The 20,969-nt window shown below is 73.4% G+C and carries 16 protein-coding genes; 7 read left to right on the forward strand and 9 right to left on the reverse strand.

All coding sequences use genetic code 11. The features are described from left to right. Positions 1-32 precede the first annotated feature (32 nt). Positions 33-2,348, forward strand: coding sequence for a heavy metal translocating P-type ATPase (locus tag ACFYMO_RS26855; RefSeq protein ID WP_366773573.1), 2,316 nt, complete (start codon positions 33-35; stop codon positions 2,346-2,348). A gap of 39 nt (positions 2,349-2,387) precedes the next feature. Here ACFYMO_RS26855 and ACFYMO_RS26860 read toward each other — a convergent pair whose 3' ends face one another. The 3 genes from ACFYMO_RS26860 to ACFYMO_RS26870 all read right to left on the reverse strand — a co-directional run bounded on the left by ACFYMO_RS26860 (position 2,388) and on the right by ACFYMO_RS26870 (position 7,859). Continuing rightward, complete coding sequence (locus ACFYMO_RS26860) at positions 2,388-3,410, reverse strand: helix-hairpin-helix domain-containing protein (RefSeq protein WP_366773574.1); 1,023 nt, start codon at positions 3,408-3,410, stop codon at positions 2,388-2,390. Continuing rightward, positions 3,407-6,886 carry a DNA polymerase III subunit alpha gene (locus ACFYMO_RS26865; protein ID WP_366773575.1) on the reverse strand — a complete coding sequence of 1,160 codons (3,480 nt, stop codon included), beginning with the start codon at positions 6,884-6,886 and terminating at the stop codon, positions 3,407-3,409. Before ACFYMO_RS26865 ends, ACFYMO_RS26860 begins: the two co-directional genes overlap by 4 nt. A 208-nt stretch (positions 6,887-7,094) precedes the next feature. After that, positions 7,095-7,859, reverse strand: a complete 765-nt coding sequence (locus ACFYMO_RS26870) for an SDR family NAD(P)-dependent oxidoreductase (protein WP_366773576.1) — start codon at positions 7,857-7,859, stop codon at positions 7,095-7,097. A gap of 130 nt (positions 7,860-7,989) precedes the next feature. On the opposite strand from ACFYMO_RS26870, the gene ACFYMO_RS26875 reads away from it, so the two are divergent. Together ACFYMO_RS26875 and ACFYMO_RS26880 are read left to right on the forward strand one after the other, a co-directional pair. Beyond that, on the forward strand, positions 7,990-8,658 hold the full coding sequence (locus ACFYMO_RS26875) for a TetR family transcriptional regulator (protein WP_366773577.1): 669 nt from the start codon (positions 7,990-7,992) through the stop codon (positions 8,656-8,658). 202 nt (positions 8,659-8,860) lie between these two features. Further along, positions 8,861-9,889 carry an aspartate-semialdehyde dehydrogenase gene (locus ACFYMO_RS26880; protein WP_388549547.1) on the forward strand — a complete coding sequence of 343 codons (1,029 nt, stop codon included), beginning with the start codon at positions 8,861-8,863 and terminating at the stop codon, positions 9,887-9,889. A 257-nt stretch (positions 9,890-10,146) separates the two neighbouring features. On the opposite strand, the gene ACFYMO_RS26885 is transcribed toward ACFYMO_RS26880, so the two are convergent. Continuing rightward, on the reverse strand, positions 10,147-11,187 hold the full coding sequence (locus ACFYMO_RS26885; RefSeq protein WP_366773578.1) for a S1 family peptidase: 1,041 nt from the start codon (positions 11,185-11,187) through the stop codon (positions 10,147-10,149). Positions 11,188-11,833: 646 nt separating this feature from the next. Continuing rightward, on the reverse strand, positions 11,834-12,748 hold the full coding sequence (locus ACFYMO_RS26890; protein ID WP_366773579.1) for a S1 family peptidase: 915 nt from the start codon (positions 12,746-12,748) through the stop codon (positions 11,834-11,836). Between the two features lie 477 nt (positions 12,749-13,225). Between ACFYMO_RS26890 and ACFYMO_RS26895 the strand changes: the two genes are divergently transcribed. Next, on the forward strand, positions 13,226-13,684 hold the full coding sequence (locus tag ACFYMO_RS26895; protein ID WP_019355337.1) for a cell division protein SepF: 459 nt from the start codon (positions 13,226-13,228) through the stop codon (positions 13,682-13,684). A 49-nt stretch (positions 13,685-13,733) separates the two neighbouring features. On the opposite strand, the gene ACFYMO_RS26900 is transcribed toward ACFYMO_RS26895, so the two are convergent. Together ACFYMO_RS26900 and ACFYMO_RS26905 are read right to left on the reverse strand one after the other, a co-directional pair. Next, complete coding sequence (locus tag ACFYMO_RS26900; protein ID WP_366773580.1) at positions 13,734-14,918, reverse strand: acyl-CoA dehydrogenase family protein; 1,185 nt, start codon at positions 14,916-14,918, stop codon at positions 13,734-13,736. Between the two features lie 43 nt (positions 14,919-14,961). Continuing rightward, on the reverse strand, positions 14,962-16,698 hold the full coding sequence (locus ACFYMO_RS26905; protein ID WP_366773581.1) for an MFS transporter: 1,737 nt from the start codon (positions 16,696-16,698) through the stop codon (positions 14,962-14,964). A gap of 196 nt (positions 16,699-16,894) precedes the next feature. Between ACFYMO_RS26905 and ACFYMO_RS26910 the strand changes: the two genes are divergently transcribed. From ACFYMO_RS26910 to ACFYMO_RS26920, 3 genes are all read left to right on the forward strand, one after another. Continuing rightward, entirely contained in the window at positions 16,895-17,029 is a 135-nt protein-coding gene (locus tag ACFYMO_RS26910) for a hypothetical protein (RefSeq protein ID WP_366773582.1), read from the forward strand. Beyond that, positions 17,022-18,188 carry a hypothetical protein gene (locus ACFYMO_RS26915; RefSeq protein ID WP_388549553.1) on the forward strand — a complete coding sequence of 389 codons (1,167 nt, stop codon included), beginning with the start codon at positions 17,022-17,024 and terminating at the stop codon, positions 18,186-18,188. Before ACFYMO_RS26910 ends, ACFYMO_RS26915 begins: the two co-directional genes overlap by 8 nt. Before the next feature lie 294 nt (positions 18,189-18,482). Further along, complete coding sequence (locus ACFYMO_RS26920; RefSeq protein WP_388549556.1) at positions 18,483-19,391, forward strand: phosphatase PAP2 family protein; 909 nt, start codon at positions 18,483-18,485, stop codon at positions 19,389-19,391. A gap of 10 nt (positions 19,392-19,401) precedes the next feature. Here ACFYMO_RS26920 and ACFYMO_RS26925 read toward each other — a convergent pair whose 3' ends face one another. Both ACFYMO_RS26925 and ACFYMO_RS26930 read right to left on the reverse strand, forming a co-directional pair. Continuing rightward, positions 19,402-19,629 (reverse strand): I78 family peptidase inhibitor, encoded by a 228-nt coding sequence (locus ACFYMO_RS26925; RefSeq protein WP_366773585.1) that lies wholly within the window; start codon positions 19,627-19,629, stop codon positions 19,402-19,404. 269 nt (positions 19,630-19,898) lie between these two features. Then, the gene (locus tag ACFYMO_RS26930) at positions 19,899-20,885 is read right to left on the reverse strand and encodes a helix-turn-helix transcriptional regulator (RefSeq protein ID WP_388549559.1); all 987 of its coding nucleotides are present in this window, start codon (positions 20,883-20,885) and stop codon (positions 19,899-19,901) included. Between the last annotated feature and the right edge of the window lie 84 nt (positions 20,886-20,969).

The raw sequence follows: 20,969 nt of genomic DNA on the forward strand, positions 1-20,969 counted from the left end.
GGCATCCGGCCGGGCACCGCCGAGGAGACGTGATGACCGCGACGCATGAGAGCACGGAGCGGACCGCGGGCGCCGGACGCCCCGCCGCGCAGACCGAGGTCGAGCTGGCGATCGGCGGTATGACCTGCGCCTCCTGCGCCGCCCGCGTCGAGAAGAAGCTCAACCGGATGGACGGCGTCACCGCCAGCGTCAACTACGCGACGGAGAAGGCCAAGGTCGGCATGGCCGACGGCGTCCAGATCACCGATCTGATCGCCACCGTCGAGGCCACCGGCTACACGGCGGCCCCGCCCGCGCCCCGGCACCCGGAGCCGATGCCGGAGCACGGCGGCGGCGAGGGCCCGCCCCCCGCGGACGGCGGGGACGACGAGCTGCGCACCCTGCGCGAGCGGATGGTCGGCTCGGCGGTCCTGGCGGTGCCGGTCATCGCGATGGCGATGATCCCCGCGCTCCAGTTCACGTACTGGCAGTGGCTCTCCCTCACCCTCGCCGCGCCCGTCGTGGTCTGGGGCGCCTGGCCCTTCCACCGCGCCGCCTGGACCAACGCGCGGCACGGCGCGGCCACCATGGACACCCTCGTCTCGCTGGGTACCTCGGCCGCGATGCTCTGGTCGCTGTGGGCGCTGTTCTTCGGCACCGCGGGCATGCCCGGGATGACGCACCCCTTCGAGCTGTCGATCGGGCGCAGCGACGGCGCGGGGAACATCTATCTGGAGGCCGCCGCCGGTGTCACCGCCTTCATCCTCGCCGGGCGGTACTTCGAGGCCCGCTCCAAGCGGAAGGCGGGTGCGGCGCTCAGGGCGCTGCTGGAGCTGGGCGCCAAGGAGGTGACCGTCCTGCGGGACGGTCGCGAGCTGCGGATCCGCACCGAGGAGCTGGCCGTCGGCGACCGCTTCGTCGTCCGCCCCGGCGAGAAGATCGCGACGGACGGCACCGTCACCGAGGGCAGCTCCGCGGTGGACGCCTCGATGCTCACCGGCGAGTCCGTGCCCGTCGAGGTCGGTGTCGGGGACGGCGTCACCGGCGCGACGCTCAACGCGGGCGGACGGCTGGTGGTGGAGGCCACCCGCGTGGGCTCCGACACCCAGCTGGCCCGGATGGCCGCGCTGGTCGAGGACGCGCAGAACGGCAAGGCCGCGGCGCAGCGGCTCGCGGACCGGATCTCGGCGGTCTTCGTCCCCGTGGTGATCGTGCTCGCGCTGGCCACCCTCGGCGGCTGGCTGGTGGCCGGCGCCGGAGCGACGGCCGCGTTCACCGCCGCCGTCGCCGTCCTGATCATCGCCTGCCCCTGCGCGCTGGGCCTGGCCACCCCGACCGCGCTGATGGTCGGCACCGGACGCGGCGCCCAGCTCGGCATCCTGATCAAGGGCCCGGAGGTGCTGGAGACGACTCGCAAGGCGGACACCGTGGTGCTGGACAAGACCGGCACGGTGACGTCCGGCGAGATGACGCTGCTGGCCGTGCACCTGGCGGAGGGAGTCGCCAGGGGGGAGGCGCTGCGGCTGGCGGGCGCCCTGGAGAACGCCTCCGAGCACCCCATCGCGCAGGCGGTGGCCAGGGGTGCCGAGCGGGAGCACGGCACGCTGCCGGTCCCCGAAGACTTCACCAATGTCCCCGGGCTCGGTGTCCAGGGGGTCGTCGAGGGTCACGCGGTGCTGGTCGGACGCGAGAAGCTGCTGCGGGAGTGGGCGATGGAGCTGCCGCCCGCGCAGGCCGCGGCCAAGGAGGAGGCCGAGCGGGCCGGACGTACCGCGATCGCGGTCGCCTGGGACGGTGAGGCGCGCGCCGTACTGGAGGTCGCCGACGCGGTGAAGCCCAGCAGCGCCGGAGCTGTCCGGCGACTGCGGGCGCTGGGGCTGACCCCGGTGCTGCTGACCGGTGACAACCGGGCCGTGGCCGAGTCGGTGGCCGCCGAGGTCGGCATCCCGGCCGGCGACGTGATCGCCGAGGTCATGCCCGAGGACAAGGTCGGCGTGGTCAAGCGGCTCCAGGACGAGGGACGCTCGGTCGCCATGGTCGGCGACGGCGTCAACGACGCGGCGGCGCTCGCACAGGCCGACCTGGGGCTGGCGATGGGCACCGGGACGGACGCGGCCATCGAGGCCGGGGACCTGACCCTGGTACGGGGCGACCTGCGGTCGGCCGCCGACGCCATCCGGCTCTCCCGGCGCACCCTGGGCACCATCAAGGGCAACCTCTTCTGGGCCTTCGCCTACAACGTGGCCGCACTGCCGCTCGCCGCCGCCGGCCTGTTGAACCCGATGATCGCGGGCGCGGCGATGGCGTTCTCCTCGGTGTTCGTGGTGGGCAACAGCCTGCGGCTGCGGAGGTTCCGCGCGGCGGAGTGAGCATGGGCGGTCTGCGGCGTCCCGGGAGGCCGGGGCGCCTCAGGCAGCTTTCGGCGGATCCGCTCCGGCCGGACGCACCGCGGCCGCGCCGAAGCGGCGGCGGGCACGGTCGGCCGCCGCCTCTGCACGGCGGGCCTTCTCCTCGCGGACGTCGAACGAAAGCTGGTGGGAGGCGAGTTCGGCCGCCGTCAGCTCCTCGGCGCGGAGCGCCAGGCCCCGGACCCTGGCGCGCTGCAGGCCCAGCGCGTCGTGCAGCGCGTAGGCGGCGGCGGTCAGTCCGGGGGTGTGCGCGGTGGGTTCGGGCAGCCTGCGGGTACGGGTGGTGGCGGTGCGGTCGGCATAGCGGACGGTGAGCGTGAGGGCCCGGGCCACCTGCCCCTCGGCCCGCAGCCGGAACCCCAGCCCGTCGGCGAGGGTGAGCAGCGCGCCGCGGCGCCGGGCGGCGTCGAGTTCGTCCCGTTCGAAACGGTGCTCGGCGCCCGCGGAGCGCGGCGGTGCCGTGGGGGTGACGGGCGCGGGGTCGATCCCCCGCGCCCGCTCGTGCAGCCGCCGCCCCGCTGCGGCGCCGAGGATCCGCTGGAGGGTGGCGGGCGGCGCGGCGGCGAGCCGGCCGACGCTGTCGAGGCCGTAGGCGCACAGCGCACGCGCCGTCGCGGGGCCGACCCCGTGCAGCGCGGCCACCGGTCTGCGGTCGAGGAAGCCGGCCGCGTCCTCGGGGCGCACCTCGCGCACCCGCCCCGGCTCCCCCGCCTGTGCGGCCATCCGCGCCAGCAGTGGATTGGCTGCGACCCCGACGGTGCAGTCGGTGCCGTACAGCGCGAGGGCGCGCAGCCGCACGAGCCGTGCCAGGTCGACGGCGTCCCGTCCGAAGTACCGCAGCGCGCCTTGGACGTCGGCGAGCGCGGCGTCCGGCGGCAGGGCCTGGACGACGGGGGTGATGTCGGTGAGGAGGGCGAGAAGCGCGTCGTGGCGTCCGGGCCCGGCGGCCCCGGCGCCGTCGAGGTGTACATAGAGCACGTGGGATCGCCGGGGTCCGGCCGGCGCCGGCGCCGGGCCGCTCATCCCGCGCTCCCCGGGCTGGAGTGCCACATCCTGCGCAGCGCCCTGGCCGAGCCCGTCGTCTCGCCCGCGGGGCGCAGATCCGCCCAGGGGTGCATCTCGTATCCGGGGGCGACCTGGAGGGTGCGGCCCGGACCGTCGGCGGGCTGCGGACCGCCCTTGGGCGGCTCCGCCAGCCTGGCTGTGACCGCCTCCAGGCCGCCGGTGCGGCGCAACTCGACCAGTTCGGCCAGGTCCCAGGCGGCGGAGCCGACGACGGTGAGGCTGCGCGGCCCGCGGCGCTGGACGACGCCGCGCACCAGCAGCAGCCAGGAGTGGAAGACGGTGTGGGCGCAGGCGGCGTGCGCGTCCTCGAAGAAGGCGAGGTCGGACAGGCCGGTGCCGTCGTCCAGGGTGGTGAAGATGACGCGCTTGCCCGAGGCGAGCGGCGGGGTCTGGGTGGCGGCCTTGGCCCCGGCGATCAGCACCGTCTCGCCGTGCCGTGCCGTGCGCAGGGTACGGGCCGAACGGGCGCCCAGTTCCCGCAGGAAGGCGACGTGGTCGGTCATCAGGTGGCGGGAGGTGTCCATGCCCAGGACGTCGAGTTCGGCGCCGAGCCGCTCGCCCCTGTCCAAGTCGGGCAGGTGGACCGGTTCGGCCTGCTGCGGGGCCCGGTCCGCGGGCGCGGCGCCCTCGCCCAGTGCGAGCTGCCCCTCGCGCGCTCCGGCCGCACGCTGGGTGCGGTGCAGTTCGGCGAGGTGCAGCAGCAGGTCGCGGCGGTTGCCGCCGGGGGCGAAGGCGTCCAGCGCGCCGACCTGGGCGAGGCGTTCGGCCACGGGCCGGGAGGGGCGGGCCCGGCGCCAGAAGTCCGCGAGCGAGTCGTAGGGCTGCCCGGCCTCGATACGGGCCGCGTCGGCCTCGCTGATGCCCTGCACCTCACCGAGCGCGAGGCGCAGCCCCCACACCCCGGATTCGGACTCCAGTTCGATCCGATAGGAGGCCGCGGACCGGTTCACCTCCAGCGGCAGCACCGGAACCCCGCGCCGCCGGGCGTCCGCCAGCAGCAGCCGCTTGGGGTACATCCCCGGGTCGTGCTCCAGGATCCCGGCATAGAAGGCGGCGGGACGGTGCGCCTTGAGCCACGCGGACTGGTAGGTCGGCACGGCGAACGCCACGGCGTGCGCCTTGCAGAACCCGTAGGAGCCGAAGGACTCCACGATCTCCCAGGCCTGCGCGACGGTCCCGGCCGCGAACCCCCGGCGCGCCGCCGCGCGTTCGAACCAGAGCTTCGCTGCGGGACGCTGCTCGTCGTCCTTGAGCACCCGCCGCACCTCGTCCGCCCGGCCGCGGTCGCAGCCGGTGAACCGCGAGAGAACGCGGATCACCTGCTCGTGGAAGACCGCGACGCCGTACGTCTCGGCCAGCGGCTCCGCCAGATCGGGATGCGGATGGCGGATGCGGCGCCGCCCGTGCCGGGCCTCGACGAACGGGTGGACCATGTCGGCGCCGACGGGCCCCGGCCGGAAGAGGGAGATGTCCACGACCAGGTCGTGGAAGGTCTCCGGCTGGAGCCGGCCGATCAGTTCGCGCTGGCCCGGCGACTCGATCTGGAAGCAGCCCAGTGTCTCGGAGGAGCGGATCAGCTCATAGGTGGCCCGGTCACCCTCCGGGACCGCGTCCAGGTCGATCCGCTCCCCCGCCGCACGCTCCACCTCGGCGACCGCGTACGCCATCGCCGACTGGAGCCGCACACCCAGCACATCCAGCTTGAGCAGTCCGAGGTCCTCCACGTCGTCCTTGTCGAACTGCGCCATCGCGAAGCCCTCGCCGCTGGTGGGCACGACGGGCGTACGGGCACGCAGCGACGCGTCCGAGAGCAGCAGTCCGCACGGGTGCATGGCCAGCCCGCGGGGCAGCCCGTCCAGCGCCTCGACCAGCTCCCAGAAGCGCTCCCCGTGCCCGGCGGGCGCCCCCTCGGCCGCCTCCCGCCGCAGCTCCGCCAGCTCCGGCAGCTCGGCCAGCGCGGAGCGCGCGTCCCGCGCCCTGATGTGCGGGAACGCCTTGGCCAGCCGGTCGGTCTCGGCCGGGTCCAGCGCCAGCGCCGCGCCCACGTCGCGGATGGCGTGCCGCACCCGGTAGGTCTCGGGCATGGCGACGGCGGCCACCCGCTCCTCGCCGAAGCGTTCGAAGACCGCGCGGTAGACCTCCAGCCGCCGGGCCGACTCCACGTCGATGTCGATGTCCGGCAGCTCGGCCCGGCGCGGGGAGAGGAACCGCTCCATCAGCAGCCCGTGCTCGACCGGGTCGGCGTGCGCGATGCCCAGCAGATGGTTGACGAACGACCCGGCGCCCGAGCCGCGCGCGGCGACCCGGATGCCCCGCTCCCGCACGTCCTCGACGATGCGGGCGACGGTCAGGAAGTACGAGGAGTAGCCGAGCTTCTCGATGACGGCCAACTCGTCCTCCAGCCGTCGCCAGCGGGCGGGCTGCCGGTCGTAGCGGCGGGCGACCATCGCGGCGGCGCAGCGGGAGCGCAGGACCCGCACGGCGGTGCGGCCGCCGGTGCCGGCCAGCCGGGACTCGGGGAAGTGGACCCGGCCCAGGCCCAGATCCTCCTCGGGGTCGACCCGGCAGCTCTCCGCGGTCTCCTCGGTGAGGGCGAGCAGGCGGTGTGCGGTGCTGCGCCGGTATCCGGCGGCCTCGGCGATCCGCTCCGCGGCTGCGGCCATCTCCGCCGGCCCCTTCAGCCAGCGCTCACCGCTGTCGAGCCCCGCGCGCGGGTCGACGGGGACGAGGCGGCGGGCGGCGTCCAGCACGTCGGCGACGTTCACCTCGGCGGACGGCGCCGGATCGGCGTAGCGCACGGCGTTGGTCAGCACGGGTGCGACGCCCTCCTGCGCCGCCAGTCCCAGCGCTCTGGCGGCCTCGCGCAGCGGCCCTGCGGCGGAGACGGCCAGCCGGAGCGCGTCACCGTAGATCTCGCGCCACCATCCCAGGAGCGCAGCCGCGCGGTCGGGGCGGCCCGCGGCGAGGGCGCGCCCGACGTCGGAGCCGGTACCCAGCAGCACCGTCACGGCGCCGCCGCGCAGCGCGGTCCGCGCAAGGAGCGGCGCGTCCTGCCCGGCGGCGTGCGCCTCGGTGACCATCCGGCACAGTTCGGCCCAGCCGCGGGCGCCGTCGCGGGCGAGGAAGACGGCGCGCCGGGCGGACTCGTCGACGAAGCGCCCGCCTCTGACCGGTGTACGGCGCCGCTCCCCGCCCTGCACGTCCGGCTGGTCCGACGGTGGCCCGATCGCGAGGTCGACCCCGTACACCGGGCGCACCCCGGCGCGGGCGCACGCCTTCGTGAAGCGGACGGCACCCGCGACGCCGTCCCGGTCGGTGAGGGCGACGGCGGCCATTCCCCGTTCGGCCGCCCGCTCGGCGAGGGTCTCGGGGTGCGAGGCACCGAAGCGCATGGAGAAGCCGGAGGCCACGTGCAGATGTGTGAACGCCGACATCGTCCGCACCACCTCCTGCCTCAGCACCCCCCTCTGTCCCGAGCAACCACAATAGACCAGCTATCGAATCTGTATTCGAATAGCACACCACGCCGCCGCTCCCGCCGCCGCACGGGGGCGGCCACCGGAGTGACGGGCCGCCGGGAGCGGGGGCCGTGGCGGGCTCGGGGGCGGGCCGACCGGGGCCGGCCACCGGGAGCCGGCCGGCTCACATATGGGTGCCGCCGTCGATGCGCAGTTCGGTACCGGTGATGAAGGCGCCGTCCTCGGAGGCCAGCATCGCGATGGCGCCCGCCACGGTCTCCGGGCCGGCGAACCCCTCCCCGAGGGCCGGTGCGAGCTTCGTGAACAGCTCGGGGTCGGCATCCCCGGGCAGCCCCGGGGCCCGGGTCATACCGGAATCGATGGAGCCGGGCGCCACGCAGACGGCCCGCAGCCCCCGCTTGCCGTACTCGGCCGCGACGGCGTGCGTGAAGGACTGGATGCCGCCCTTGGAAGCGGCATAGGCGGCCATGTAGGGATGCGCGAAGCTCGCCGAGGTCGAGCTGAAGTTGACGACGACCCCCTTTCCGGCCGCCAGCAGCGCGGGCAGCGCCTGCCGGGTCACCAGGAAGGTGCCGGTGAGGTTGACGCCGATGATCCGGTTCCAGAACTCCAGGGTCATCGCCCCGGTGTGCCGCGAATCGAGGATGCCCGCCGCGTTGACCAGCACGTCCAGGCCTCCGAAGCGCTCGACGGCGGCATCGACCCGCGCACGCACGGAGTCCTCGTCGGCGATGTCGAGGACTGCCCGGCTCAGCCGCCCGTCCGTGCCCGCCTCGGCGGCCAGCGCGCGGGTCTTCTCCAGTCCGGCCTCGGCGATGTCGGTGGCGGCGACACTGCCGCCCTCCGCGAGTATCCGCAGCGCGGTGGCCTGGCCGATGCCGGAGCCGGCTCCGGTGACCAGGACCCTGCGGCCGGTGAAGCGGTTCATGACCGACTTCCCTTCTGATGTGGGATGCCCGTTTCGGGCGCGTACCTGGTCACAGTACGCCTGAATGGCACGACGTGCCATATCGACGCATCACGTAAACCTGCGTGATCTCTGACATACGCTTCCGCCCATGACCTCCCAGCCCGACAGGCCGACCCCGCACACCACCCGCCCCTCCCTCACCGAGCGCCGCAAGGCCGAGACCGAACGGGAGATCGCGCGGCACGCCGCCGGACTGTTCTCCGCACATGGCGCGGCGAGCGTCACTGCGGAGGGGATCGCCCGCGCGTCGGGCGTCTCGTTGCGCACCTTCTACCGCTACTTCCGCACCAAGGAGGAGGCGGTCGCTCCGCTGCTGACCGGCGGCGTACGCCAATGGCTGGCCGACCTGGCCACCGCACCCGCCGAGCTGCCCGTGGCCCAGGCCCTGGAGCACGCCGTCCGGGCGGCGCTCACCCCGGCCGGGCCGTACGCGGACCTCCAGGCCGAGGCACTGGAGAGCACCAGGGGGCTGCTGCGCGCCGTCCCCGGCGATCCGGCGCTGCGATCGGTGTGGCTGGGGGTGCACGCGGAGACGGAGGAGGCACTGGTACCTGTACTGGCCGGGCTCGCCCGCGAGGACACCGACCCGCTGGAGCTGCGGCTGACGGCGAGCGCGGCCAATGCCGCCATGCGGATCGCGATGGAGACCTGGTCGGCCGGCGAAGCGGATTCCGACGATCCGGAACAGGGTCCCGCCGCACTCGCCGTACGCTGTCTGCGGGGGCTGACCGCCGGGCTGCGCACGCCCCGCGCGTGAACCCCCGGGGCCGGCGGCACGGCGCCGGCTCCCCCGATGCCGGTACCACTCGGCGCCGGTGCCACCGTGCCGGGCTGTGACCCAAATCAAAGTGCTGGCACCCCGTACCCGGCACCGTGCAGGGTAGGGGCACGCGGGACACGCACGAGACCAGCGCGGCGGGACGAACCCACAAGGCCGCGCGTTCAGCAGAAGGAGCCCCATGAAGGTCGGGATTGTCGGAGCCACCGGTCAGGTCGGCACAGTGATGCGCGAGATTCTGGCCGAGCGTGATTTCCCGGTCGACGAACTGCGGCTGTTCGCCTCCGCGCGCTCCGCGGGCCGGACGCTGCCCTGGAAGAGCGGCGAGGTGACCGTCGAGGACGCGGCCACGGCCGACTACGCCGGTCTGGACATCGTCCTGTTCTCCGCGGGCGGTGCCACCTCCAAGGCGATCGCCGAGAAGGTCGCGGCCCAGGGCCCGGTCGTCATCGACAACTCCTCGGCCTGGCGGATGGACCCCGAGGTGCCGCTGGTCGTCTCCGAGGTGAACCCGGAAGCGGCCCGCCGGCGCCCCAAGGGCATCATCGCCAACCCGAACTGCACCACCATGGCCGCGATGCCGGTGCTGCGTCCGCTGCACGCGGAGGCGGAGCTGACCGCACTGGTCGTCGCCACCTACCAGGCGGTCTCCGGCAGCGGCCTGGCGGGCGTCGCCGAACTGGACGGCCAGGCACGCAAGGCGGTGGAGAACGACGCCGCCCGGCTCGCCTTCGACGGCGAGGCGGTGGACTTCCCCGAGCCGGACAAGTTCAAGCGGCCCATCGCCTTCAACGTGCTGCCGCTGGCCGGCTCGATCGTCGAGGACGGCCTGGCCGAGACCGACGAGGAGCAGAAGCTCCGCAACGAGAGCCGCAAGATCCTGGACATCCCCGCGCTGAAGGTCTCCGGCACCTGCGTGCGCGTCCCCGTCTTCACCGGCCACTCGCTGCAGGTCAACGCCCGCTTCGCACACCCGCTCAGCCCCGAGCGGGCCGCCGAGCTGCTCGCCGCGGCGCCGGGCGTGGAACTGTCCCCGATCCCCACCCCGCTCCAGGCCGCGGGCAAGGACGCCAGCTACGTGGGCCGGATCCGCGCCGACGAGACGGTCGAGCACGGCCTGTCGCTCTTCCTGTCCAACGACAACCTGCGCAAGGGCGCCGCGCTCAACGCCGTGCAGATCGCCGAGCTGGTCGCCGCCGAACTGGGCTGACCACCGGGACGTCCGGAACGGTCCGGCGAGACGCCGGAGCGGGCCGGCCCCCGACCGGGTGCGGGCGCCCTCGTCCTCCGTCCGGTGGCACGGAAGAACGCCGCCCGGCAGCGGCACAGCAGCACGGAACCCCCCGGACCGCGTCCGGGGGGTTCCGCTGTGGGGGGTTCCGAGCCCCTTCCGGAGGGGCTCACCAGGATCCCGTGCGGGGGCCGGGCCCGTCGGCCGGCCGGCCGGGGCCGGCCGGTCCCGCGGGGTCAGCCGATCTCGGCACCGAGCGCGTCGAGCGCGGCGGGCACCGGCTGGAAGTAGGTCTCGCCGCCGGAGGAGCAGTCACCGCTGCCGCCGGAGGTGAGGCCCAGCGCCTTGTCGCCCGCGAAGAGCGAGCCGCCGCTGTCGCCCGGCTCGGCGCACACGTCGGTCTGGATCAGCCCGTTGACGGTGCCCTCCGGGTAGGAGACGGAGGCGTCCAGCGCCTTGACCGTGCCGTCGTGCACCTGGGTGGTGCTGCCGCTGCGGGTGACCGTCTGGCCCACCTCGGCCTCTCCGGCGCCGGAGATGGCCTGGGTGCTGCCGTCGTACAGGTCCACCTCGCTCGGGTGGTCGGTGTCGCCGGTGTAGGTGGCGATGCCGTAGTCGTTGCCCGGGAACTTGCCCTCCCCGCTCTCCGCGATGGGCTGGCCGCCCTGCGAGTCGGACCACGAGGAGATCGCGGTGGTGCAGTGGCCCGCGGTCAGGAAGCCGGGCTCGCCGTCCGCGGTGGTGACGTTGAAGCCGAGCGAGCAGCGGCCGCCGTCGCCCCAGATGGCGTCCCCACCGGCGATCTTGGTGGTGAACTTGCCCTCGGTGCGCTTCAGCTCGGCCTTGCCGCCCTGGGCCTTGAGCTGCTTCTTGAGCTTGGCCAGCTCGGCGCCCTTGACCGTGCTGTCCGCGGTGACGACCACCTTGTTGGATTTCACGTCGACGGCGCGGGCCGTGCCCGTCACGTCGTTCTCGGTGAGCGCCTTCTTGGCGGAGGTGAGCTGGGAGAGCGTGTGCTCGACGACCCGGGCCCTGGCTCCGGCCGCCTCGGCCTTCTCCTTGGCCGCCTCGTCGGTCACGTTGACAACGAGTTGCTTGGCCTTGGCGTCGTAGTAGGCGCCCGCGTCACCCTTGATGTCCGAGGTGAGCTTCGAGGCCAGCTTCGATGCCGAGCCGGCGGAGAGAGTCTTGACCGAGGGGGCCTCGGGCGCGGCGTTGGCGGTGGTGACCGTGAGCGCGCCGGCCGCGAGGGCCGCGGCGCCCGCGCCGGCCAGCATTATCCGCCTCTTGGGTACGCGTCGGTGGTCGGACAAGGTGATACCTCCAGTGGGGGGTTGGGACCGCCCCGGAGCGGGGTGGTCCCGGAGGATGTACGGACACGGCCCTCTTGCCCAAGAGAAAGTCGCGTCCATGCCAACTTGTGCGCCGAGTATTGCGATCCCCCCGACCTCCGCACAAGGTCCAGATCACGTCAGCCGACCGGAAGTTCGGTCCGGCTGTCAAGATGCCGAACGTCCCATCCTGTCCCTGACGTCCGGCGGAACGAACACGACGGGCGACACCGCGTGTTCATGAGGTAAGGCATGGACCTGTCCGGTATTCGTCGCCCAGGCGGCCGAATTGCGGCAGCACGACGAGGCATGTCGCCCCACGTCCACCCGCGTGCGGCGACGTGGCGCCGTCGCGCACGCCAACACACCCGCGCATGTGCGCACAAAGACGCCCCGCCGGAGAATGGACCCATTCGCGACCCGCAGTCCGCAGTCCGCAGTCCGCAGTCCGCAGTCCGCAGTCCGCAGTCCGCACGAGGACGCCCCGCGGAGACGGGTCCGCCCGCACACGCGGAAGTGCCCGTACACACACCCAGGGAGCGTGTACGGGCACAGGACCGAGCGGTGCTCGGCCGGCACGGGTGGCGCTGCGTCAGTAGACGTTCACGCCGTACGCGTTGAGCGCCTCGGTGACCGGCTGGAAGAAGGTCGTCCCACCGCTGCTGCAGTTGCCGCTGCCGCCGGAGGTGAGGCCGAGTGCGGTGCTGCCCCGGTAGAGGGGGCCGCCGCTGTCGCCCGGCTCCGCGCACACGGTGGTGCGGATGAGGCCGTAGACGATGTCGCCGCCGCCGTAGTTGACCGTGGCGTTGAGCCCGGTCACCTGGCCGCTGTGGGTGCCGGTGGTGCTGCCGCGCCGGGTCACGGTCTGACCCACGGACGGGGTGCCGGCACTGGTGATGTCCTGCCCTCCGACGGTGCCGGGGTGCGAGATCGAGGTGTTGTCGTAGCGCACTATCCCGTAGTCGTTACCCGGGAAGCTGGAGCCGACGGTGGGCCCGATGCGGGTGGAGTGACTGGAGTTGGTGTACCAGTCGCCGCCGCCCTCGGTGCAGTGCCCGGCGGTCAGGAAGTAGTACGTGCTGCCGCTGCGGACGTTGAAGCCCAGCGAGCAACGGTAGGAACCCGAGTAGATGGCGTCCCCGCCCGAGAGGTACTTCTTGAACGTACCCTTGACGTGCTCGATCTCCACCGCGCCCGCGTTCTTCCCGGCACTGTGCCGGATCCGGGCGATGTCGGCGTCCGAGACGCGGCTGTCGACCGCGACGACGACCTTGTCGCTCTTCTTGTCGACGTGCCAGGCCGTGCCGGCGACATCCGCCGCGCGCACGGCGTCGCTCGCCGAGCCGAGCTGGCTCGCGGTGAAGGTGTGGGGGGACGGAGCTTCCGCGGCGGCCGTGGCGGGCACGATCAGTGCCCCGGCCGCCACCATGCCCGACGCGACGGCGATCAGCCGGGTGCGTCTGCGTCCGGCCGTGCTGTCGTTGGCTTTTGTGCGTTTGGTCTTCACTTTTCCTCCCGATCAGGGAAACCAAGCGTGCTCCTGACAAACGCTGCCTGGAGTATTCGCGGCGGTATTCCGGCCCCGCAAGGGCGTCTTTCGGACTCCGTCGGTCCAGTTCGCCTGCCGTCCACACCGTTTGACACCGGGAGGTGCGGGGGAGAAGAGGGTTCTGGCCTATCCCTGGCCAGCCCCTTGTCAATCTGGGCGCACGACCGGACCGTCGCTCACTCGGATGTCGTCGGGCGACCACCGGTCACGGCCGGAACGGGGCAGTGCGGCACCATCCCGCGCCCCGTCACCAGCCACTCGGAACAACAACCTTGCTCGAGCGCCACCCGTTTGTGCACCAGAACCGTCACGAATGCCGTGCTGGACGGGTAACCGCTTGGCGCATCATCAGCATCATGGACGACCATAGGGGTTGCGGACCCGCGGCGGAGCGCTAGCAACGGTGGGACACCGCGCAGAGGAGAGGAGGCGTCCATGGGATCGGTGCGCAAGGCGAGTGCCTGGCTGGGCCTCGTCGACGACAGCGAGATGCGGTACTACGACTATGCCGACGGAGCGGACGGCCCGGCCGAGGGGCCGGAGACCGGGAACGCCGCACGCGAGCCGTGGGTCACCGACCCCAGAGTGCGCGTCACGGCCGAGACGGCGCAGGACCAGGGCACCAAGATCGCGACGGTCAGCCCGGACTGCTTCCGGGACGCTCGCGGCATCGGCGAGCTCTTCCGGGACGGGGTCCCGGTGATCGTCAACCTCACCGCCATGGACCCCGCGGACGCCAAGCGCGTGGTCGACTTCGCGGCCGGACTGACCTTCGGCCTGCGCGGCTCCATCGAACGGGTCGCCAACCGCGTCTTCCTGCTGACGCCGCCCGACTACAGCGTCGTCACCAACGAGGACCGCCGCGACCAGGGCGGCTTCTTCAACCAGAGCTGAGCTGCGGAGGGGCCGGCGAGCGGCCCCTCCGCAGCGCGGTGGACACTGTTCAGCCCCGGAAGGCGTCGACGCCGGTCAGCGCCTTCCCCAGCACCAACTGGTGCATCTCCACCGTCCCCTCGTAGGTGAGCACGGACTCCAGATTGGTGCTGTGCCGCATCACGGGGTACTCCAGCGAGACGCCGTTGGCACCCAGCACGGTCCGGGCGGTCCGGCAGATCTCGATGGCCTCCCGGGTGTTGTTCAGCTTGCCCAGGCTGATCTGTTCCGGCCGCAGCCGTCCCGCGTCCATCCGCCGCCCCAGGTGGTGCGCGAGCAGCATCCCTTTGTGCAGCTCGACCGCCATGTCGGCCAGCTTGGCCTGGGTGAGCTGGAAGGCGGCCAGCGGCTTGCCGAACTGCTCCCGCTCGGTGGCGTAGGCCAGCGCCGTCTCGAAGCACGATCGCGCGGCGCCCATGGATCCCCACACGATCCCGTACCGGGCGTGGCTCAGACAGCTCAACGGGCCGCGCAGCCCGCGCGCCTCGGGCAGCACCGCGTCCGCCGGCAGCCGCACCTCGTCCAGGACGAGTTCGCTGGTGACCGAGGCGCGCAGGGACCACTTGTGCTTGATCTCGGGCGCCGAGAAGCCCGGCGCGTCCGTCGGGACGACGAACCCGCGTACCCCTTCCTCGGTGCGGGCCCAGACCACGGCGACCCCGGCGACCGAGCCGTTGGTGATCCACATCTTGCGGCCGGTGAGCACCCAGTCCGCACCGTCGCGCCGGGCGTGGGTCCGCATTCCGCCGGGGTCGGAACCGTGGTCGGGTTCGGTCAGCCCGAAGCAGCCGATCACCTCCCCCGCCGCCATCGGCGGCAGCCAGCGCTGCTTCTGCTCCTCGCTGCCGAACCGGTGGATGGCGTACATCGCCAGCGAGCCCTGGACCGAGACCAGGGAGCGGATACCGGAGTCGGCGGCCTCCAGCTCCAGGCAGGCCAGACCGTACTGCACGGCACTCGCGCCCGCGCATCCGTAGCCGGTCAGGGACATGCCCAGGGCACCGAGCGAGCCGAGTTCCCGGGCGAGTTCCCGGATGCCGGGCAGCTCCCCACGCTCGTACCAGTCCGCGACATGGGGCAGGACCCGGTCCGCGGCCCAGGAGCGCACGGTGTCGCGCACGGCGCGGTCCTCGTCGCCGAGCAGGTCGTCGATCCCCAGCGGATCGTGCGCGTCGAACGCGGGCAGCGGGCTCATGGGCGGCCTCCGGAAGGGAACGATCACGGATACCGACCAGACGCTACGGCTGGGTAACGCCCCGCGACAAGGGGTTCTCGGCGCGCCCCGGCCGGTCCTCGCGGATCCGGGCCCGCTGCGGGGCATCGGAGACGGCGCCCGGCCCGGCCCCGGAGGCGGCACCGGCCTCCGCGCCACCGGAGGCCTCCTCGCGCACGGTGCCGTCGGCGGTCTCCATCCGGCTGGGCAGCCGCAGCGCCGCCAGCGCACCGAGCAGCAGCAGGCAGGCGCTGACCAGCAGGGCCACATGCAGCCCGGTGACGAACGAGGACCGCGCGGCGGACCGCAGCGCGGCGCCCGGAGCGCCGCCGAGGTGTCCGGCGACCTCGTACGCCTCCCCCAGCGAGTGTGCCGCGTCGGCGCCGGTGCGGTCGGGGAGACCGAGGCGCCGCGCCGCCTCCCGCACCCCCGGCCCGTAGGCGGCGTTCATCACACTGCCCAGCAGTGCGATGCCGATCCCGGCCCCGAGCTGGTAGGCGGTCTCGCCGACGGCGGCCGCGCCCCCGGACCGGCCGGGGGGTGCCTCGCTGAGCATGGACTCGTAGCAGCCGAACAGGGTGGTCTCCAGGCCGAAGCCGAGCAGCACGAACCCGCCGACCAGCAGGCCGGGCCGATCGTGCTGGCCCACCCCGGTCAGGCACAGCACCGCGGCCGCGGTCACCAGGAAGCCGAGCGCGACCATCGTGCGCGGGCCCAGCAGCGCCAGCAGCCGGGAGCCCAGCAGCCCCGCCGCGATGGCGGCCACCGACAGCGGCAGCAGCCGCAGTCCGGTCTCCAGTGGGGAGAGCCCGAGGACGAGCTGCAGATACTGGGCCGCGATCAGCGCCAGCCCGACCAGCGCCAGCACGGTCAGCACGATGCAGCCCACGGAGGTGCCGAAGGCGGCCCGGGTGAGGGTGCCGAAGTCGATCAGCGGGTGGGTGCGCCGCCGCTGGCGGCGCACGAACAGCGCGATCAGCACGGCCCCGGCGAGCAGCGGCAGCCAGCACAGCGGGGTGAGCACCTCGCCGCCGCCCGCCTGCTTGACCCCGAGTATCACCCCGAAGAGGCCCAGCGCCGCCATCACGGCGCCCAGGACGTCCCAGGGACCGCCGCTGCCGGTGGCCGACTCCGGCAGCAGCCACCGCCCCACCGGGAGGCTGGCGGCCATCAGCGGAATGTTGACCAGGAAGACCGAGCCCCACCAGAAGTGCTCCAGCAGCGCTCCCCCGACCAGCGGACCGACCGCCGCGCCCACCGCGGCGACGGCGCTCCAGATACCGACGGCCAAGGCCCGCTCGCGGCGGTCGGGGAAGACCTGGCGCAGTATCGAGAGAGTGGCGGGCATGATCATGGCGCCGCCCACCCCGAGCAGTCCCCGCGCGGCGATCAGCACGTCCGGGGTGGGCGCGTACGCGGCTACGGCGGAGGCGGCGGCGAACAGCGCGTAGCCGAACAACAGCACCCGGCGGGTGCCGATCCGGTCGCCGAGGGTGCCGAAGAGGATCAGCAGCGAGGCGCACACCAGCGGATAGGTGTCCACGATCCACAGCAGCTCGATCGAGCCGGGGCGCAGGTCCTCGGAGACCGCGGGCACGGCGACGTGCAGCACGGTGGCGTCGACGGCCACCAGCAGCAGGCTCGTGCAGAGCACGACGAGCACGACCCAGCGGTTCGCCTCCCGGTCGGACCGCCGCGCTCCCGGTCCGCTGCCGGGGACGTCCGCCGCCTTTCGCGATATGGCCGTGGTCGTCCCGGACATGTACGCACCTCCTGTTGCTCTCGCACCCGCGGGACGGACCGTGGGGGTGGGGGACGGTTGCCCGGGTCGCGGCTGTCGCGCGCGGCCCGATCGGCGTCGGCGTCCGGCCCCGGTGAAGAGGGGCGAGTGCCGGTCAGCGTACGCGAACCGGCACGGGCGTCCAGTGCTCCCCCATCAAACGGAAGGAGTGCCCCCGGTGCAGCTGCCCGACGTGCGGCTGTCCATGACCACGATTTTCCCGCAGTTTCCGGACACCGGTCGCGCCCTGCCCGTCGGCCCGCCCTCCGCACCGGGCGCCGGGGGCGTGGCCAATAATCGTCCGAATGACTGACCTCGCCGACCCTGGCACCCCCGAGGTGCGCCCCGGGACCACCGGATACGGCGGCCCCCGGCCGCTGCGCGGGCCCGCCGCCGCACTGCTGGCCTACGCGGGCGTGCGCGTGCTCGGCCTGCTCGTGCTGGCGCTCTGGAGCGCGGAGCGGGACGCGAGCGCGCACACTCTCCTCACGGCGCGCTGGGACTCCCTGTGGTACACCCGGGTCGCCGACGGCCGGTACGGCTACCAGGTGCGGCTGCCGGACGGCGGCGTCCATTCCGACCTGGCCTTCTTCCCGCTGCTTCCGGCGCTGGAGCGCGGGCTGGCCGGGGTCTCCCCGCTCACCGCGCCGGACGCGGGCATGCTGGTGAGCTGGCTCTCCTCGCTGGCGGCGGCCTGGGCGCTGTATCTGACGGGTGCGCGGCTGCACGGGCACCGCACGGGAGTCTGCCTGGCGGTGCTGTGGGCGGCACTGCCGGTCGGCGTGGTGCAGTCGATGGCCTACAGCGAGTCGCTGTTCACCGCGCTGGCCGGCTGGGCGCTGTGGTCGGTGCTGCGGGGCCGGTGGGTGTGGGCGGGCACGCTGGCCGCGCTGGCGGGGCTGACCCGCCCGGTGGGTGCCGCGGTGGTGGCCGCGGTGTGGCTCGCCGCGCTGCTGGAACTGCGGCGCGAGCGGCGCCGGCCGGAGGCGCGCATGGCGCTGGGACTGCTGCTGGCACCCGTGGGGTGGCTCGGGTACGTCGTCTGGGTGGGGTTCCGCACCGGAAGTGTGACCGGCTACCTGGACGTCCAGGCGCAGTGGGGCAACGGCTTCGACGGCGGCTGGGCGTTCGCGGGGTTCGTCCGGGACACCTTCGCGGACACGGCCGTCGGCGGCCTGGGGCTGCTCGCGGGGGTGGCCCTGGTGCTCTGGCTGTACGTGCTGTGCGTGCGGAGCCGGCAGCCCGCGGCGCTGCTGGTGTACACGGGTCTGGTGGTGGCTCTCGCGCTGGGCGCCAAGGGGTACTTCGGCTCCAAGCCCCGGCTGCTGCTGCCCGCCTACCCGCTGCTGCTCCCGGTGGCGGCCGCGCTGGCGCGGTGGCGGCGCGCGGCTGCCACGGTGCTGCTGTGCGGTCTGGCAGCCGTCTCGGCCTGCTACGGCGCCTGGTGGCTGAACGGTTCCGGACCGCCGTGAGGCCGGCCAGGGCGCACCAGGCTGTGAGAAGCGCAGGGGGCGTACGCAGGGGCGCGGGTCGCGCCGACGCGCGGAGGAAAGCGGGGTGCACGGACCGCTGAATGGTGCGAATTTCCGTCAACCCACGTGTGACGGAAGTCGCTTCACGGTCCCGTCCCGACAATGAATCGGGCCCGGAATCGTGGGGGATAAACAGCGCCCGGGCCCGCGCGGGGTGCTTTTGCACATCACATCGGCATCACGAACGGGCCGCCCTCGCCGGACCGGCTCTTCACGGCCGGTAATCTCGATTAGGTGCGTACCGACCGAATCTTCTCCCGGCTGGAGCAGGAGCCTCATCGCCCGCGGGGGCCCTTCCCGCGGATGAGCCCTGTCCGGCTGGGCCTGTTCAGCACCACGGTCGCCTTCTATCTGGCGATCGTGGTCGCCGTGCTGGGCACGACGTGGCTCGTGCAGCTCGACTGGCAGGTCATGCTCTTCCGCCCGTACAAGCAGTGGCCCGCCATCCACGGGTTCCTGGACGCCTTCGTGGTGCTGGGGCAGCGCGGTCCCACCGCGGTGCTGGTCGCGGCGTGGCTGGGCTGGCGCTCCTGGCGGCAGCGCACGCTGCGACCGCTGCTCGCCCTGGGGTTCGCGCTGCTGCTGCTCAACGCGTCGGTCGGCGCCGTCAAGATCGGCCTCGGCCGGCTGGGCCCGCACTACGCCACCGAGATCGGCTCGGCCGAACTGTGGGCCGGCGGGGATATATTCCCTTCGGGACACACCGCCAACGCCGTGGTGACCTGGGGCATCCTCGCCTACCTGGCCACCACGCCGCGGGCCCGCAGATGGCTCTCCGTCGTCGCCGCCGTCTTCGCGCTCGGGGTGGGCGCGACCACCGTCTACCTCGGTACACACTGGGTGAGCGACGTACTCCTCGGCTGGGCCGCCGGACTGCTGATCCTGCTGGGGCTGCCCTGGTGCGAACCCGCGATCGCGCGGGTGGAGGCCACCGTCCTGGCCTGGCGTGAACGGTTCAGCACGGCGGGCTCACGGCAGCCGGGGGACGCCTCGCCCGCCGCCTCGCCCGCCGCGCAGCCGATGCCGACGCGGCAACCGCTGGTCGGGGCACGGCTCCCGGCACAGGACTCCGGGAACGGGACCCGCGCTGCGCTGCCGCGCACGGCGGACGAGACGCGCTCGGCCGCCTCGTCCCGGTCGTGACCGCCGGGCCTCAGCCCGCCCAGCAGCGGACCACCCGGTCGTCCTCGACCGCCAGGTTCAGCCGCCCCACCACGTACTCCATGGTGATGATCGCGTCCGGCTCCAGCCGGCGCACGCTCGACCAGCCCCGCGCGCGGGCCCGCTGTTCGGCCTCCTGCGCGCCGAGACCCACATAGTCCTCGGGAGCGTCCTGCGGAGTGCCGTCGGAGGGCTGCGGTGCTGCGGATTCCGGTGCCATGGGACCACCGTATGCACCCGGCCGGGGCAGCCGGAAGTCCCGCCTTCGCAGCAGCGGCGTCACACTTGCGTCACAACGCTCCGTGCACTCTCCCCCGTTGCCCGCTTCACTCGTACGTGGCCTCTGCACATCTGTACGCCACGCAATTCGACGAATTCCGCATTCGCTTTCCGTTGACCGGATCGGAGGCATTGCCGACGGTCCTACGAATTCCGGAACGACACGGGAAGCACACTTTAAAACCGTCGGAAGAGCAGCCGAATACCGCGTTACCGCCGCTCTCCCGGCGGATCCGCGGGGACCAGCGCGCGGGCCAGCCGATCGCGCAGCAGACCGATCTGCTCCGCCAGGTCCGAGGGCCCGCGGACCTCGAAGTCGAAGTCGAGCAGGAGCAGATGGACGAGCAGCATCTCCCGCGAGGCAGCGCCGGTCCGCAGCAGGCAGCTGTGCTCGTCGACCGCCTCCAGGGTCCCGGTGGCCAGGGATATCCGCTCGGCCGCCACCGTCACGGGAGCGTGCAGCAGAACGGTGGCTTGTGCCGGATAGGCGCGCGTGGACACGCCCTCGGCAACCCAGGCGGCCAGGTCCTCGGCAGGCGGCGGCCGGGGCTCGAACCGCGGCCCGTGCGGCGGAGTCAGGGCGAGGCGGTCGGCCCGGAATGTCCGCCAGTCGGCGCGCCGGGTGTCCCAGGCCACCAGGTACCAGCGGCGGTGCGTGGTCACCAGCCGGTGCGGCTCCACCAGCCGGTGCGAGGAGGCTCCCCCGCGCGACTCGTACCGGAAGCGCAGCTGCTCGTGGTCACGGCAGGCGCGGGCGAGTTCGGCGAGCGTACCGGGCTCGACGGTGGGCCCGCGGTGCGGAACGGTCAGCTGCACGGTGAACTGGTTCAGCGCCGCCACTCTCCGGCGCAGCCGGTCCGGGAGGACCTGTTCCAGTTTCGCGAGGGCCCGCTCCGAGGCGTCCCTGATCCCCTCGACGGCGCCGCCCGCCGCGCCGCGCAGCCCCACGGCGACGGCGACCGCCTCGTCGTCCGCCAGCAGCAGCGGCGGCAGCCGGGCTCCGGCACCGAGCCGGTAGCCGCCTGCCGTGCCGCTGCCGGAGTGGACCGGATAGCCCAGCTCGCGCAGCCGGTCCACGTCCCGGCGGACGGTGCGGGGCGTGACACCGAGCTGTCGGGCCAGGTCGCCGCCCGACCGGTCGGGGTGGGTCTGCAGCAGCGAGAGCAGCCGCAGCAGTCGTGCCGAGGTCTCCAGCATGGAGCGATTCTGGCAGCACTCGCGGGCGACGTGCGCCGGGGTCCCGGACCGGACGGGTCCGGGACCCGCTCGGTGCCGTCCGCC

Source organism: Streptomyces sp. NPDC007025, from assembly GCF_042869455.1.
Taxonomy (GTDB): Bacteria; Actinomycetota; Actinomycetes; order Streptomycetales; family Streptomycetaceae; genus Streptomyces.

Coding starts and splice junctions, on each gene's coding strand:
- ACFYMO_RS26860 (WP_366773574.1), bottom strand. CDS start 3,410: ATGAGCGGCCCGGCGCCGGCGCCGGCCGGACCCCGGCGATCCCACGTG.
- ACFYMO_RS26905 (WP_366773581.1), bottom strand. CDS start 16,698: ATGTCCGGGACGACCACGGCCATATCGCGAAAGGCGGCGGACGTCCCC.
- ACFYMO_RS26925 (WP_366773585.1), bottom strand. CDS start 19,629: ATGGCACCGGAATCCGCAGCACCGCAGCCCTCCGACGGCACTCCGCAG.
- ACFYMO_RS26900 (WP_366773580.1), bottom strand. CDS start 14,918: ATGAGCCCGCTGCCCGCGTTCGACGCGCACGATCCGCTGGGGATCGAC.
- ACFYMO_RS26930 (WP_388549559.1), bottom strand. CDS start 20,885: ATGCTGGAGACCTCGGCACGACTGCTGCGGCTGCTCTCGCTGCTGCAG.
- ACFYMO_RS26875 (WP_366773577.1), top strand. CDS start 7,990: ATGACCTCCCAGCCCGACAGGCCGACCCCGCACACCACCCGCCCCTCC.
- ACFYMO_RS26880 (WP_388549547.1), top strand. CDS start 8,861: ATGAAGGTCGGGATTGTCGGAGCCACCGGTCAGGTCGGCACAGTGATG.
- ACFYMO_RS26865 (WP_366773575.1), bottom strand. CDS start 6,886: ATGTCGGCGTTCACACATCTGCACGTGGCCTCCGGCTTCTCCATGCGC.
- ACFYMO_RS26895 (WP_019355337.1), top strand. CDS start 13,226: ATGGGATCGGTGCGCAAGGCGAGTGCCTGGCTGGGCCTCGTCGACGAC.
- ACFYMO_RS26915 (WP_388549553.1), top strand. CDS start 17,022: ATGACTGACCTCGCCGACCCTGGCACCCCCGAGGTGCGCCCCGGGACC.
- ACFYMO_RS26885 (WP_366773578.1), bottom strand. CDS start 11,187: ATGCTGGCCGGCGCGGGCGCCGCGGCCCTCGCGGCCGGCGCGCTCACG.
- ACFYMO_RS26855 (WP_366773573.1), top strand. CDS start 33: ATGACCGCGACGCATGAGAGCACGGAGCGGACCGCGGGCGCCGGACGC.
- ACFYMO_RS26870 (WP_366773576.1), bottom strand. CDS start 7,859: ATGAACCGCTTCACCGGCCGCAGGGTCCTGGTCACCGGAGCCGGCTCC.